The 15,576-nt window shown below is 32.1% G+C and carries 12 protein-coding genes, 1 pseudogene and 1 riboswitch; of the genes and pseudogenes, 4 read left to right on the top strand and 9 right to left on the bottom strand.

Going from position 1 to position 15,576, the window contains the following annotated elements; translation table 11 throughout:
• Positions 1-12: 12 nt before the first annotated feature.
• The 6 genes from N5D90_RS06760 to N5D90_RS06735 form a co-directional block, all read right to left on the bottom strand.
• Positions 13-1,038 carry a hypothetical protein gene (locus N5D90_RS06760; RefSeq protein WP_280061995.1) on the bottom strand — a complete coding sequence of 342 codons (1,026 nt, stop codon included), beginning with the start codon at positions 1,036-1,038 and terminating at the stop codon, positions 13-15.
• Positions 1,022-1,609 carry a nicotinamide riboside transporter PnuC gene (gene pnuC, locus N5D90_RS06755; protein WP_038333751.1) on the bottom strand — a complete coding sequence of 196 codons (588 nt, stop codon included), beginning with the start codon at positions 1,607-1,609 and terminating at the stop codon, positions 1,022-1,024. The genes N5D90_RS06760 and pnuC overlap by 17 nt, the downstream gene beginning before the upstream one ends.
• 25 nt (positions 1,610-1,634) lie before the next feature.
• Positions 1,635-1,738, bottom strand: a riboswitch (TPP riboswitch).
• A gap of 53 nt (positions 1,739-1,791) precedes the next feature.
• Positions 1,792-2,145: an MmcQ/YjbR family DNA-binding protein gene (locus N5D90_RS06750; protein ID WP_280061994.1), complete on the bottom strand. Its 354-nt coding sequence runs from the start codon at positions 2,143-2,145 to the stop codon at positions 1,792-1,794.
• An 85-nt stretch (positions 2,146-2,230) separates the two neighbouring features.
• Positions 2,231-3,673: a SusD/RagB family nutrient-binding outer membrane lipoprotein gene (locus N5D90_RS06745; protein ID WP_280061993.1), complete on the bottom strand. Its 1,443-nt coding sequence runs from the start codon at positions 3,671-3,673 to the stop codon at positions 2,231-2,233.
• An 11-nt stretch (positions 3,674-3,684) separates the two neighbouring features.
• Positions 3,685-6,891 (bottom strand): SusC/RagA family TonB-linked outer membrane protein, encoded by a 3,207-nt coding sequence (locus N5D90_RS06740; protein WP_280061992.1) that lies wholly within the window; start codon positions 6,889-6,891, stop codon positions 3,685-3,687.
• A gap of 244 nt (positions 6,892-7,135) precedes the next feature.
• Entirely contained in the window at positions 7,136-8,689 is a 1,554-nt protein-coding gene (locus tag N5D90_RS06735; RefSeq protein ID WP_280061991.1) for a calcineurin-like phosphoesterase C-terminal domain-containing protein, read from the bottom strand.
• Between the two features lie 184 nt (positions 8,690-8,873).
• On the opposite strand from N5D90_RS06735, the gene N5D90_RS06730 reads away from it, so the two are divergent.
• On the top strand, positions 8,874-10,082 hold the full coding sequence (locus N5D90_RS06730) for an MFS transporter (protein WP_347881108.1): 1,209 nt from the start codon (positions 8,874-8,876) through the stop codon (positions 10,080-10,082).
• Here the strand turns inward: N5D90_RS06730 and N5D90_RS06725 are convergent.
• Together N5D90_RS06725 and N5D90_RS06720 are read right to left on the bottom strand one after the other, a co-directional pair.
• Entirely contained in the window at positions 10,063-10,644 is a 582-nt protein-coding gene (locus tag N5D90_RS06725; RefSeq protein WP_280061989.1) for a DUF5715 family protein, read from the bottom strand. The genes N5D90_RS06730 and N5D90_RS06725 overlap by 20 nt on opposite strands.
• A gap of 43 nt (positions 10,645-10,687) precedes the next feature.
• Positions 10,688-11,332, bottom strand: a complete 645-nt coding sequence (locus N5D90_RS06720) for a DUF5715 family protein (protein WP_280061988.1) — start codon at positions 11,330-11,332, stop codon at positions 10,688-10,690.
• Between the two features lie 175 nt (positions 11,333-11,507).
• Here N5D90_RS06720 and N5D90_RS06715 point away from each other — a divergent pair.
• The 3 genes and pseudogenes from N5D90_RS06715 to N5D90_RS06705 form a co-directional block, all read left to right on the top strand.
• Positions 11,508-12,377 (top strand): annotated as a pseudogene (locus N5D90_RS06715) (carbon-nitrogen hydrolase); the annotation flags it as partial.
• 6 nt (positions 12,378-12,383) lie between these two features.
• Positions 12,384-13,097: an EBR family subclass B1 metallo-beta-lactamase gene (gene blaEBR / locus N5D90_RS06710; RefSeq protein ID WP_280037084.1), complete on the top strand. Its 714-nt coding sequence runs from the start codon at positions 12,384-12,386 to the stop codon at positions 13,095-13,097.
• Positions 13,094-14,155 carry an agmatine deiminase family protein gene (locus N5D90_RS06705; protein WP_280061987.1) on the top strand — a complete coding sequence of 354 codons (1,062 nt, stop codon included), beginning with the start codon at positions 13,094-13,096 and terminating at the stop codon, positions 14,153-14,155. Before blaEBR ends, N5D90_RS06705 begins: the two co-directional genes overlap by 4 nt.
• 60 nt (positions 14,156-14,215) lie before the next feature.
• Here the strand turns inward: N5D90_RS06705 and N5D90_RS06700 are convergent, their stop codons facing one another.
• Entirely contained in the window at positions 14,216-15,574 is a 1,359-nt protein-coding gene (locus N5D90_RS06700) for an acyl-CoA dehydrogenase family protein (protein ID WP_114999927.1), read from the bottom strand.
• Between the last annotated feature and the right edge of the window lie 2 nt (positions 15,575-15,576).

The raw sequence follows: 15,576 nt of genomic DNA, 5'->3' as shown, positions 1-15,576 counted from the left end.
TAGATAAATAGACTATTTGAGCTGAATATTTTGTCTAAAATTTCGGTGTTGAGTTGCGGTAAAATAATCTCTGAAAATTTGATTGATTTCTTCATTGATTTTTGAAGCTTTAATTCCAAGTTGTGGATAAATTTCAATGATAAATTGAGTGTTTTTTTCAACAGTTTTTATTCCAAACGAATGAATTTCAGTTTCGATTTCTTCTGAAATAGGTGAATTATTTACTAATAAGTTTTCTATTGTTTTAGCAAACTCAATAGTTTTCGAAGTTGATTTAATAACGAAATGTTCAAAATCTGTTTGTTTTTGGTAATTAATAATCTCTAAACTTTTTTCGATAAAATGTTCAGCCATTCCAAGATAATTTACCAATAAAGTTAAATCAGCAAATATTCGGAAAGGTATTTTTTCGACCAAATCATCACTATAAAATTGATTATAAATAAAACTATAATCTTGATGAACGATTTCATTTTCTACTTCAAAACTATGAGAAGATGTTGCAACCATTCCCATTGATTTCCAGGTAGAAATTAATTTAACTTGAGATTGATTTAAAATAAATGACAAAAACTTTGGTTCACCATTTTCATCCAAAATCTCTTTTCCATCTTCGATTATTTTCGCATTTAATGTAAAATGAGTGAGATAAGGAGCGCCAGTTGCATAATGCCACAAACCGTTTATGATATATTTATCTCCAACTTTTTCAGCAGTTCCACCAAGCATTCCGCTTCCTCCAAAACACGTTTTTTGTGAAGAGAATAAATTAGAAGCAACATCAGGTTTTAGATTTCGAGAAAAATAATTTGCACCACTACAAAGCGTTATAAACCAACCTAAACTTCCGTCAATTTTAGCAACAGATTGTAAAACTTTTAATCCTTCGGAAAAATGTAAACCAAGTCCATTGTATTGTTTAGGAACCCAAATATTCAACCAATTTTGAGTGTAAATATGATCGAGAACTACTTGATTAAACGATTCTTTATTTAATAATTGTTGTCGAAGTTTGGGAATATCAAGCATTTTTTTCATTCAAAATTTTTCTCCAATTAAAATATCCAGAAATCGCAACGCAGAATAAAATCAACGATAAAATAGCGTATAGATACAAATCTTTGTGAATCATTAATGGAATTGAAATAATGTTACTAATATTCAACAAAATCCAATTTTCGAGTTTACGTTTTGCCATTAACCACATACCTGCCCAAGCAAATGCGCTTACAACTGAATCCCAAATAGGAACGTCAGAATCGGTGAAATGTGTGAGTGCTAAATAAAAAATGGTAAAACTACTTAAGACAATTCCTGTGACAATTCCCCATTCTTTTTTGTTGGTTTTCGTAATTTCAATTTCGTGTTTTTGTTGTCCAAATTTCCAATACAACCAGCCATAAATGCTCATTACTAAATAATAAATATTGAGTGTGAATTCGGCATATAGCTTAGAATTAAACATGACGAAAAGCGATAATGTAATTCCTGCAATTCCAAATAAATAATTTTTTGGATTGTTGAATCTCGCCAATACGACTTGAAAAATAGAAAAAGTGACACCCAGCCATTCGAGCCAAGTTGTTTGTAAAATAATTTCCTTCATCATAATTTGTTTTGATGAGGAGATAGAAGTTATTGCTAACATCAATTCCTCCGCCAGCATTATCTGGATCAGGTATAGAACAAAATTGTTCTTGGGTATATTCTCAGCTTTTTAGCACCCCATTGAAAGACAAAGATGATAATATCTATATAAATAACCTAAAAATATTAAGAATTAAGTTTAAATTATTCTTTAAGTAACTCAGGACGTTTGGATTTTGGTAAAGTTAAGATGACTAAATTGTAAGAATCTTTTATCCATTCTTTGATTTGAATGTCTTTCACATCTTGATGAATTTTAACGGTATTCCAATGTTTTTTGTTCATGTGATAACCAGGAATTACAGCTTCGAAAGTTGCACGTAATTCGATTGCGTTATCTGGATCACATTTGATATTTACAGAATCAAAATCGTCAATATCACAAAAGCAAAACATTTTTCCAGCGATATAAAAAACCAAAGTAGTTTGATCAAAAGGAAATTTTTCTTCGACCAATGGAAGTCCTAAACAAAACTCTCTTAACTCTTCGACATGCATAAAGATATTTTTAGTGAAGATACAAATAAAACGAAAACGACCTTAATTACAAGGTCGTTTTCTATTAAATGTGGAATGTATGCAATTAATTTACATCCCACCAAACACGCGTGTTGATGTTATCTGGTCCCATTTGTTGAAGTGCATTTTGATAATTTTCTCTATTTTGCATTTTTACATTTGGCGGATATGGATAACGAATTGGCATTTTTCCATTGTTGAATAAATTTGGTTCTAAAGGAAGTTTTGGAAAGCCAGTTCTTCTAAATTCCATCCATTGTTGATTGTCAGTAAAATAAAATGTAAAGTATTTTTGGAGAATGATTTGTTCTAATGTTCCATTGTATTTTGTGAATTCATTTTCAAAGTAGTTTGAAGGAATTGTAACTCCCCAGATTTCCATAGATGCTTTTACACCTTCTTCATAAAAAGTTTTTGCATCACCAGAAATTAAACCCTTTTGAGCTAATTCTGCCTTAATTAATTGTAATTCACCATAAGTCATCACAATATTTTTCATTGGAGCAATAGCTACGATATTATTAGGAGCAGAAGGATTGTATTTGATAGAGCTATCATTGAAAGCATAACCACTTGGAATTCCTTTGTAACCAATATCATTTCCTTTTAAATCTTTTGCTTTTGTGGCCCAAATTTCAATGCGAGGATCATTCATTTGTAAAAGATTGTCAATGAAAAAAGTAGATAATTTTTTATCAGCTGCATAATCTTGAATTCGTGGCCAAGGTGTTGTATTAGGAGTAACTCCTGTATTAATCAAGATTGCATTATCTGTACTATTTACAAAGACTGGATATTTTGAAGGATCATTTAAGATACGATTAATTTTAGCAATAGATTGCGTTGGTTGAATATCGCTAATGCGTAATAGTAAACGTATATGTAGTGAATTAGTTAATTTCTGCCATTTAGAAACATCGTTATTGTATAACAAATCAGCAGTATAAATCATTGATTTTTTGGTGTCGTATAACTCATTTGCTTTATCTAGATATTCTAAAATGGTTTTATAAATATCTTGTTGGCGATCAAATTTAGGTTTTTCGATTCCGTTATCTGCTTTAGAAGCTTCTGAGAAAGGAATATCTCCAAAACAGTCTGTTAAGTTAGCATATGCCCAAGCTTTTAAAGTTAATGCAACTGCTTGATAGTTTGTGTCATTAGCTTTGATAGAAGCCTGTTCCATTTCGTCTAAATTTTTTAACCATTTATAATGATTATTCCACATTGTTGTCCCAATATCATCTGTTACATCATATCGATGATAACCACCAGAAGCATTAGAAGGGTATGGGACAATTCCTTGCATTAAATGTGCACTACGATTGTGCCAAGCCGAATATGAATTGTGATTTGTTAAACTATATAAGATAGGATTAAGTAAAGTTGCTGGACTTATTGTTTCTAAACGATTAGGATCTGTATTTGTTTCTTCAAAATCTTGCGTACAACTATAGAATGAAGTGGCGAATATTAATCCAAGGGCGATGTATTTTAAATTTTTCATTTTGTGTGAGATTATAAATTAACTTTTAGATTGAAACCATAAGTTGCAGGAGATGGTAATTGTCCCATTTCTACACCAGGTACCATACTACTTCCATTTAAAGCAGCCGTTTCGGGATCATAAATAGGAAAATTTGACCATGTGTATAAATTACGTCCGAAAATGCTTAATGTTAAGCCTTTTAGGTTATGTTTTTCGATTAATTTTTTCGGGAAACTATAACCAATACTTACTTCTCTTAGTTTTACATAAGTATTTTCAAAGCTATTTGCTTCTACGTTAGCACGTCTGTAATATTCTGAATAATAATCAGGTACTTTGACTTTTGTAGTATTTTGAGAATATGTGCCATCAGGATTTAATACAACTCCATCTCCAATAATATAACCGTCTTCTCGACCTGGTAAGGAATCTTTTAAATGACCATGTTCCATTGTTTTGTGATAAGTTTGTGAATACAGTGTACCACCAAAAGATCCGTCAATAGTAAAGTTAAGAGTCCAATTTTTTATGTTTAATGTATTGCTCCAACCACCTTTCCAATCAGCAAAGGCATTTCCAATATATTGTATTTCGTTCGGACGAACAGGTAAACCTGTTTTTGCATCGTATACAATTTTTCCTTCTTCATTTCGAACAAATCCGTAACCATACATATCGCCAAGAGAACCCCCAACTTTTCCAATGATTGATACTGTACCAGAAGTTGCAATTGTTTGTTGATCCCCACCTTCAATTCCAGCAGCAAGCTCTAAGATTTCGTTATTGTTTTTTGAATATGTGAAACGAGTAGTCCATTCTATATATTTTGATTTAATTGGTTTGAAATAAACCATAACCTCTAAACCTTCATTTTTTACTTTTCCTGCGTTGATCCATTTTGTAGAATATCCAGTTGAATAATCTAAGGGAACATTGATAATTTGATTCTTTGAAATAGTATTATAAAAAGATAAATCAAAACCAATTCTGTTTTTGAGAAATTGAGTTTCTAGACCAATCTCAAATGAATTTGTAGTTTCTGGTTTTAAATCAGCATTAAATAAAGAGTTATCAACTTGTGCAGAACCTTGAAAATCGTTATTGTCATAATACTTACTTACAATATATGGCTTTGAGTCATTACCAACTTGCGCCCAAGAAGCTCTTAACTTAGCATATTGAATGATGTCTTTTGGTATTTGAAAAATATCACTCAAAATCATACTTAAGTTTGCAGAAGGATAGAAGTAAGAATTGTTTTTTTCTGGTAAAGTAGAAGACCAATCATTACGTGCAGTTAAATCTAAAAAGATACGATCTTTGTATGCAAATGATGCTAATCCGTAGATACTATTTACTTTCTTTTCGTAATCCCCAGTAGTAGTAATGATTCCGTATTTTGCGTTTGTCAATTTATATACGCCTGGAATAGATAAGCCAGTAGCAGAAGCGTCTATACGCTTATATTTTGTAGACATTCTATTTCCTCCAACAGATATACCATAGGTAAAATCTCTTTTTTTGTCACTTGTATAGGAAAGTAAAAAATCGGTATTAATTTCATGACTCGTAATATTTTGTCTTTCATAATATCCTTCTGCAAATTTTACTAAATCATATGGTCGTTTAAATTCACGAAATTCATCTTGTGCATTAATTCCCGAACGAACCATTAACTTTAAATTTTTAGTAAAATCAATTTCAGCACTTAGATTACCAGTTAAGGTATTATTGTTCATGCTATTCAAAACTTCATATACTAATGCATAAGGATTATCTAAATAGGAACTAAAAGGACTATTTAATTGAGTTTTGCCTTCGTCTAACCACATTTTTTTGTACCAATTGATATTATTATTTGCATTGGTTAAAATCATAAAATATGAAATTGTGTGGTTGTTATAACCAGTAGAAGGTAGGTTGTCACTATTTCGATTAGAGTAATTGATAGAAGTGTTAATTTTAATGTGATCAGAAATTTTATAATCACCTTTTGTAGATAAAACTAATCGCTCGAATCCTGTATTAGGCATAATCCATTTATTGTCTGTATGAGTGATGGAAGCTCTAAAAGAACCTTTATCGTTTCCACCAGAAAGCGATAAACTATTTGTTAAAGTTGTTCCTGACTTCCAGAATCCTTTTCTTGAATTATTATAATTTTGCCATAAAGCTTTTTCTGTTCCCATTAATCCTGTTTCAGGATCATATTGAAAATAAGATTGACCATTAAATTTTGGACCAAATCCTAAATTACTTTGTGTTGCTGGTCCGTCTTCGCTGGCTTTGTAAGAATAATATAATTCTCCCGCATCATTAAAGGCTTTTCCTGTTCCAGAACCATATTCAGTTTGCCATTCAGGCCAGCGTTGTATAACGTCTACTACAAAATTTGACGAAAACGTGATACCTAAACCTTGATTCTTTTTACCTGATTTAGTAGTTATCATTACAGCTCCGTTTGCTGCTCGAGAACCATACAAGGCTGTTGCTCCAGCTCCTTTAAGTACTGTTACGCTTTCTATATCATCAGGATTAATATCTGACATACCATTTCCAAAATCTACAGGAGCATCTTTAGATAAATATCCATTTCCTTCGCCTGAAGAAGACATATCCGAATTAATTGGAATTCCATCTACAACAATTAAAGCTCCATTTGCTCCTAAATCTACCGATCTATTTCCTCTCAAAACAACTTTCGTAGAACTCATAGGACCAGAACTAGCAGAAGTAAATTCCATACCAGCTACTTTTCCTTTCATATTATCTACCCAATTATTAGATCTCGCATTTGTAAAATCATCATTATCCAATTTTTGTTGAGCATATCCCAATTGTTTTTCTTCTCGCTTTATCCCCAAAGCAGTTACAATTACCTCATTCAATTGGTTAGATTCTTCTTGTAAAGTAATTTTTACTTGAGAAATATCTTTCGGTGTGTATTCAATAAATTTGTGTTGAGACGAATTTACCAATAATGTTGGATGAGCAACATTTACTGAAACAAATTCGAAAAAACCATCTCCGTCTGTAAATGTTTTAAAAGATGTTCCCTTGATGATGATTTCTACATCTGCAACTCCTAATCCGTTTTGATCAACGATTTGACCTTTGATTGGGTTTTGATCTTGAGAAATCGATTGATGATAATCTGTTTCGGTATAAGTTTTAGCATTGGCGTGTAAACTTAAAAATCCACCTAGTAGAAGTAGTGGTAATTTTAATTGCTTCATGACTGTAAAAATGAAATGTTTATGTGTTAAAAATTTTAACAAAACTAGAACTTCTGTTTATGAAGTTGTTTAACTCATGGTTAAGAGATTTTTAAGTAAACATTACTAAAATAGAGGTCTTGATGTTATTTTTACATCCGATTAATGGTTTATTGATTTTTATTTAACATGAATAAATTGTAAAATATTTTATTTAAAAAAGCCACTTCTTTTGAAGTGGCTCATCAAGATGTGTATAAAACGGTTATTTAATAACTTCGAAAGAAGATTTTTCTGTAAAAGTGTTTCCGTACAAATCGGTTGCGCGAACTTCAATTGGATAAGTTCCAACTTTTAACTTATTCGGTAAACGAACAGACCAAATATGTTTCGAAATTTCTGGAGCAGAAGGTCTGTTACCAATATTTGTAATTTCTGCATTATCAATTTTCATGATGGTTTCCATATAATTGTAATCAACTGTTGGATCCCAATTCATCCCTTTCCATTCACCATTATTTACGCGATATTCAACTTTATTTGATTCATGTCCCATAAAGAAATTAGCATATAAAAAAGCACGATTGCGTTTACCTTCTTTTACTTTTTTTGTGTGGTACAAGTCGATTTGTTTTTCTTTTGGTGAATTTGCAACTTTATAATCAAATTTATATTGATTACCATCTACATGCAAAAAGGCATAACCTTTTGGTGTACCATCGCGCATTGTAGAGGCCGGAACTCCTTTTGCATCTTTCGGTCCCGAATACCAATCACCAGAAGTTGTTCCAACATTGTACTCGTGATGAGGTTTTTGTTGTTGCCAACCATCTTGATTTGCATAAAAAATCTGTTCTTGGAAATGTGTATGAGCAGACATTGAAATTGTATTTGGGTAATCTTTTAACAATTCGAATAATTGATTTCTATCTTCTGGACGTGTGTCACGCAACGGAATATGAAATGCTAAAACGATTAAATGATCTTTTGGAACAAATTTTAAATCATTTTTAATGAATTCTAATTGATCAGGACGGAAACCTCCCCAGTATCCTTTTCCATCACGAGGATCAGGATATAAAATATCATCTAAAACAATAAAATGTGCTTTACCGATATTATAAGAATAATTATTTGGACCGAAATTTTTCTCGAACGTTTCATCCGAATATTGATCTTCTTTTGCATCATAATTCATATCGTGATTTCCCATTACATTGTACCAAGGCAAACCAACTTTCGAAACAGCTTTTATATAAGATGGATGCAAATTCAAATCATCACCAACCAAATCTCCTAAAGAAAGTCCGAATTCCATTCCTTTTATTCCTTTAACATCGTCAATTACACCTTTAGAGAAATATTCGATTTCTTCTTCTGTATAAGCTTGAGGATCACCAAAAATTAAAGCAGAAAATTTTTCGTTTTCCTTTGTAGGAATTAAAGCAAAATCAATACTCTTTGGAGTGTTTCCAGTCGGAGCAGAACCTGCATATTCTAATTTTGGAGAACCATTAGGTTTGTTGATGTAGTAGAATTGCGGCTGATTGAATTCGTTTGTTGGAACTTTGTAATTTGTTGGTTTAATGACAAACAAAATAGTTTCGTTATCAATCTCGATTTGATATTCTCCTTTATCATTTGTCGAAACAACTTGTTTTCCGTTACTAACTTGTACATTCGATAAACGTTTTTCTGATTTATCGAATTTATTGTTTTGATTTTTATCTTCAAAAACAATTCCTTTAGCAAGTTGTTGAGCGTTGACAGAAGTATAAAAACTTCCAAATAATACCAGCGATAATACGATTTTTTTCATTGTGTGAATCTCTTGTTTTGTAGATGCTAAAATTCTATATTTTATGCAGGTTTCGGATTAACACAACAATAAGTAAAGATTAAATTTAAGTAAATAAGAATAACATATTTTCAAAGTTAATAATGGATGAATAATTGCCTTTCATTATTAAATAGTCTAAATTTGCAACCGATTGCATTATGTTATGGAAGAGAAATTAAGCATGAGTTCACGACAAATTTTCATGCAAATTATAGGTTATGTAAGTTTTTCATTTATAGGTTATTTACTGATAGGCTTGCCATTGGCTATTTTACCTATTTTTATTACAAAAACATTAGGTTTTACCGAGCTTGTGGCGGGTATTGTAATTAGTTTGCAATATGTGACAACTTTTATATTGAGAGGTTATGCGGGAAAAATTGTAGATACAAAAGGTCCTAAACCAGCCGTTTTATTAAGTATGAGTTTGTTTATTTTAGCTGGAGTTTTATTATACTTTTGTTACTTTACAAGAAACAATCATTTTCTGTCATTAGCTATTCTTGTATTTGCGAGATTGGTTACTGGTGCAGCAGAAGGAATGGTAGGTGGAAGTCCGATAAACTGGGCAATTTTAAAAATTGGACAACAACATACAGCGAAAGCGATTTCTTATAATGGTGTTGCAAGTTATGGTGCATTGGCAATTGGAGCGCCATTGGGAGTCATCTTAAATCAATATTTTGGGCTTGGTTTTATTGGTTTGTTTAGTATTGTTTGTGCGATTATAGGTTATTTTTTAGCTAGAAATAAAGAAAATATATTAACTGCAGTTTCAAAAGTTCCGCAACCATTTATAAGTGTATTGAAAACAGTTGCTCCTTTTGGAATTTGTTTAGCACTTGCAGGTCTTGGATTTGGAGGAATTTCCAATTTTATAACACTTTACTACGACTTTTATAGTTGGTCGAATGCAGCTTTATGCTTAAGTGTTTTCAGCTTATTATTTATCGTAGGACGATTATTTTTTAATAGTTCAATTAATACATTAGGAGGATTAAAAGTTGGAATTATTTGCATGATAGTCGAAACGATAGGTTTGTTAATTCTTTTTAGTGCGCCAAATTCTTTTATCGCTCTTATAGGTGCAGGCATTACAGGAATTGGTTTTTCTTTGGTTTTTCCTGCGATGGGAGTAGAGGCAGTTGCTTTGGTTTCGGATAATAGTAAAGGAGCTGCTTTAGCTGCGTACGGATTGTTTATTGATATTTCATTGGGAATTACAGGTCCTCTAATTGGTGGTGTTATCAGTTTATTTGGAATGTCAAACTTATTTGGTTTTTGTAGTTTGTTTGTATTTATAGGGCTATTGTATAGTTATTATTTGCAAACAAAAAAAAATCGTTCAGAATTTAATAATTCCGAACGATAATATGAAAACATCTAATTTTAGATTCTTTTACGTAGTAAATTTTGCCTGTTCTGACATAATTTTTTAGTACTTGTTCTAACTCTTTTTCTAGTTTAGAATCAGGTGTAATTTTATGATTAAATCTAACATAAGAAATATCAAAAGCAGCACCAAAATTATGCGAACTATCGTTAGAAGAAGCATTTTTATTAATTCCTCTCAAACGATTTTGATCATGTAGCGTTCGTGTCATTGATGTAACAACGAAAAAATTTTGACCTGTTGCTTTTACAAAATCACTTGCAATACTTGTCAAAATATCTCGACCTTTTGGAATAAGATATGAATGACTATGCGTTAAATCTCCAACTCGCCAACCATAACCACGCTGTTTTATTTTAACCAATTTACCTTGATTAATGTACTTGTTCAACTTTTTATCACCATCAATTAGCTCAAGTTTATGAGATTTTGCGGCATTCAAATGCTGAACATATTCTTTAGAAGGTTCTATAACAACTCGTGATTGTGCGTAACCGAATAAAGAAGAGCAAATAAAAAACGTTGTTAAAAATTGTTTCATGATTCAATTCTCTTCTGCAAAAATAGAAAAGAACTTTTATATATTACATTGTTGTTGATTTAAATTGATCAGGATTACGAACCGTTACATGAAAACAGTGTTGTCTATATTCTTTGATATAGTAAATTTTGCCATCATCTTGCAATTGTTTTAAAATTGCTTCTAAATTATCACGATGAGTTTTGCTATACGAATATTTATTATTGAATTTTGTATAAGACAAATCAAAAGAAGCTCCATAGTTGTGAGAACTTTCACCTTTTGCAGCATTGCTATTTACTCGTCTCAAACTTGCTTGACTTTCCTCTGAACGAGTAAGTGAAGTTACAGTAATTGTAGCATTATTTTCGTCCAAAAATTTTGAAGCAATTCGTTCTAAAACAGTTTTAGCTCTGTTATTTAAGAAAGCTTTACTGTGCGTTAATTTTTCAATTGTGTACCCATTTCCTTCCTCAGGAATAGCAACTAATTTTTTTGTAGCAACTAAACCTTCAATATCATCAAAACTCTTCACGATTGGGACGTTGAATGATTCTGCTGCCATTAAATGATCGTCATAAGTTACTTTTTTTGTTGAAATAGAAGTGGATGAAGCAGCAGAGTTTTCTGCTAAAATGTAACTTTCTTGACTTTGAGCTGAAATAAATATTCCGCTAAAAAGACAAGAAAGGGCAATTAATTTTTTCATTTTTTAAATTATTACGCGACAAAATTAGAAGTTACAATTTAATAAAGACTTGTTAAAAATTATAATATTTAGGTAAACTTTAGTTAAAATTTTCTTAAATATTATCTCTAATAGATTAAATCCTACTAAATTCGCTATTTTTGTACTTATTATTCATTTTTAGACTATTTATAGAATGGCAAAAGTTAAAGTTGGAATGGTACAAATGACTTGTACTAATAACAAACAAGAAAATTTAAACAAAGCAATCGAACAAGTAAAAGTAGCAGCTGCAAAAGGCGCTCAAATTGTGTGTTTGCAAGAATTGTTTACCTCATTATATTTCTGTGATGTAGAAGATTACGACAATTTCGATTTAGCAGAATCTATTCCTGGACCATCAACAGATGCGTTATCAGCTGTAGCAAAAGAATTAGGAGTTGTAATTATTGCTTCTTTATTCGAGAAACGTGCGCAAGGTTTATACCACAATACAACAGCTATTTTAGATGTTGATGGACAATATTTAGGGAAATATCGTAAAATGCATATCCCAGATGATCCTGCGTTTTATGAAAAATTCTATTTTACACCAGGCGATCTAGGTTACAAAGTTTTTGATACTAAATTTGGAAAAATTGGTGTGTTAATTTGTTGGGATCAGTGGTATCCAGAAGCTTCTCGTATTACAGCATTGATGGGTGCGGAAATTTTATTTTACCCTACTGCGATTGGCTGGGATACGACGCAAGACGAAGAAACAAATCAAGATCAATATAATGCTTGGCAAACAATTCAGCGTTCACATGCAGTTGCGAATGGAGTTCCAGTTATTTCTGTGAATCGTGTTGGTTTTGAGCAAGATGGAGCGATGAAATTTTGGGGAGGTTCTTTTGCGACAAATGCGCAAGGAAAATTGTTGTATTTGGCAACGCATGATAAAGAGGAAACAGAAGTGGTTGAATTGGATTTGAACGAATCTGATTTCTTCCGTAAACACTGGCCTTTCTTAAGAGATCGCCGCATCGATTCTTATCAACCAATTACAAAACGTTTTATAGACGAAAGATTAATGAAAAAAATATTTTCACTTATTGCATTGATAGGAAGTTTTGCATTTGGTCAAATCAAGCCGATACAAATAGACTCTATTCGTAATAATCTTTTTGTTTATCAAACGTTCAATACATTTCAAGGGGTTGAGTACAATGTAAATGCAATGTATTTGGTAACGAAAAAAGGCATTGTTTTGTTTGATGTACCTTGGCAAAAATCACAGTACCAAACGCTGAATGATCTTTTAGTAAAAAAATATAATTTACCAGTTATTGCAGTTTTTGTGACACATTCTCACGAAGATAGAGCTGGTGATCTGAGTTTTTATAATGATTTGAATATCCCGACTTATGCTTCTGCTTTAACGAATACTATATTGAGAAAAGAAGGAAAAGCGACTTCAAAATTCGAAATTGAACTAGGAAAAACGTACAAATTCGGAAAAGAAAAATTTGTGGTCGAATATTTTGGTCAAGGGCATACAGAAGATAATGTTGTAGTTTGGTTTCCAAAGTATAAAGTTTTGAATGGAGGTTGTTTAATCAAAGGTGCTGATGCCATAAATTTAGGATATACCGGAGAAGCAAATATAGCTGAATGGCCAGAAACCATGAAGAAGCTGGTTTCAAAACATCCTACTATAAAACAAGTTATTCCGGGACATGATAACTGGAAAGCGTCCGGGCATATTGAAAATACGTTTAAACTTTTAGAAAATAATAAGAATTGAACACGATAGATACATCCAAATTTCCGAAAGAGTTGGGATATAGATTTCCGGCAGAATGGGAAGAGCATGAAGCAACATGGTTGTCTTGGCCGCATAAAGAAGAATCTTGGCCAGATCGTATTCAGTTGATCTATCCGGCTTATGCCGAATTTATTGCTGAATTAACGAAAGGCGAAAAAGTTCGTATTAATGTAAAAGATGAAGACATGAAAGCTTTAGCTTTATCTTTTATCGAAAAAACGGATGCAGATTTGTCACAAGTAGAGTTTTATTTTAATGAAACAAATGATGCGTGGTGCCGTGATCATGGTCCTGCATTTTTGTTGAATAAAAACAATCCTGATAACCCAAAAGTTATTGTCGATTGGGGGTTCAATGCGTGGGGAGGAAAATATCCACCTTTCGAAAATGATGATGTTGTGCCCACAAGAATTGGTGCAGAATTTAATCTTCCTGTTTTTCATCCTGGAATTATTATGGAAGGAGGTTCAGTCGAATTCAATGGAAAAGATACGTTGATGACATCAAAATCTTGTTTATTGAATGAAAATCGTAATCCAGATTATTCACAAGAACAAATCGAAGAATTTTTAAGAAATTATTACGGAGTTTCGCAAATTCTATGGGTAGAAGACGGAATTGTTGGTGATGATACGGATGGACACATTGATGATACAATTCGTTTTGTAAATGAAGATACAGTTTTGACGGTTGTTGAAACAGATGAATCGGATGATAACTACGAATTGTTGCAAGTGAATCTTCGCCAATTGCAAGAAATGAAATTGGAAGATGGACGTCCATTAAATATTATCGAATTGCCAATGCCAGATGCGGTTTATTGCGAAGGTGAGCGTTTGCCAGCTTCTTATGCTAATTTTTATATTGCGAATAAATCAGTAATCGTTCCAACTTATCGTTGTGCAAAAGATGCGATTGCTTTGGATATTATTCAGAAATGTTTCCCAGATCGTAAAGTTATAGGAATAGATTCTACAGATATTATTTGGGGATTAGGATCTTTCCATTGTTTGAGTCAACAAGAACCTAAGATATAGGTTTTGTGAAAATATAAAACAACAAAAAAGCTGAGTTAACATAACTCAGCTTTTTTAATTTTAAACAAACGCACTAAATCCTGTAATAGATCGACCTACAATAAGTGAATTAATTTCTTTTGTGCCTTCGTAGCTATAAATTGCTTCAGAGTCAGCAACAAAGCGAGCGACGTCATGCTCTAATAATATTCCATTTCCGCCCATTACTTCTCGTGCTCGTGAAACGACATCTCGTGTTCTCATTGTACAAAAAACTTTTGCTAAAGATGCGTGTTCGTCTAGTAAAATTCCCTCGTCTTGCATTTCAGATAAGCGAAAAACTAAAGTTTGCATTGCTGTTAAATTAGATAACATTTCTACTAAATGTCCTTGTATCATTTGAAAAGAAGCAATTGGTTTCCCAAATTGTTTTCGATTTCGAGTGTAATCTAAAGCGCTTTCATATGCTCCGCGCGCGCAGCCAGTTGCCATCCAAGCAACTCCAGCTCTTGTCATTCGCAATACTTTTGCTGTATCTTTAAATGAATTAGCATTTTGTAAACGATTTTCTTCTGTAATTAAACAATCTTTCAGAGTAATCAAGCCATTCTGAACAATTCGTAAAGCCATTTTTCCTTTGATTTTTTCTACAGAAAAACCAGGATTATCTTTCTCTACAATAAAACCTTTTACTTCTCCATCATCCAAATCTCTTGCCCAAATAATCACTAAATCTGCAAAAGTTGCATTTCCAATCCATTTCTTTTGACCATTTAAAATCCAACCTTCTTCTGTTTTTTTACATGTTGTGGTCAAACCTCCTGCCGCACCAGAACCAACTTCGGGTTCAGTTAATCCAAAAGCGCCAATTTTATCAAATTTTTGCATTTGCGGTAACCATTTTGCTTTTTGTTCTTCCGATCCGCACATATAAATTGATCCCATTGATAGACCTGATTGAACACCAAAAAAAGTGGCGATCGAAGCATCAACACGAGCCATTTCCATAGCTAAAACGCCTTCCATAATAAAAGGTAAATTTGGACAACCATAACCGTCGTAAGTGACGCCGCAAATGTTAAGTTCTTTAAATTTTGGAATTAATTCGAAAGGAAATTGATCACGAAGCCAATAATCATTCACGATTGGTTTAACTTCTTTTTCCATAAAAGCTCTCACTTTTAGCTGTAATTCGCGTTGTTCTGGAGTTAAAGTGTGAAAAACATCGTAAAAATCGCCATCAATTGGAGGAAGTTCTTTGTGTTTTTTATTTGGATTTAACATTTTCATCATTCCTTGAAGTTGTTTATCATCAAGTTTCGAAAAGTTTTCCATTAAAAGAGGTAAATCTACTTTTTGAGAAATTTTATTTAATTGCTCTAAATCGACAGATTTTAGTAGATGGACGATATTTTTTAAATTAGAAAATGCTCCTGACATAT

Source organism: Empedobacter sp. GD03797 (assembly GCF_029842105.1).
GTDB classification, from domain to species: domain Bacteria; phylum Bacteroidota; class Bacteroidia; order Flavobacteriales; family Weeksellaceae; genus Empedobacter; species Empedobacter falsenii_C.
The sequence above is the reverse complement of the archived record's forward strand: the minus strand, read 5'-3'. Positions and strand labels throughout refer to the sequence as shown.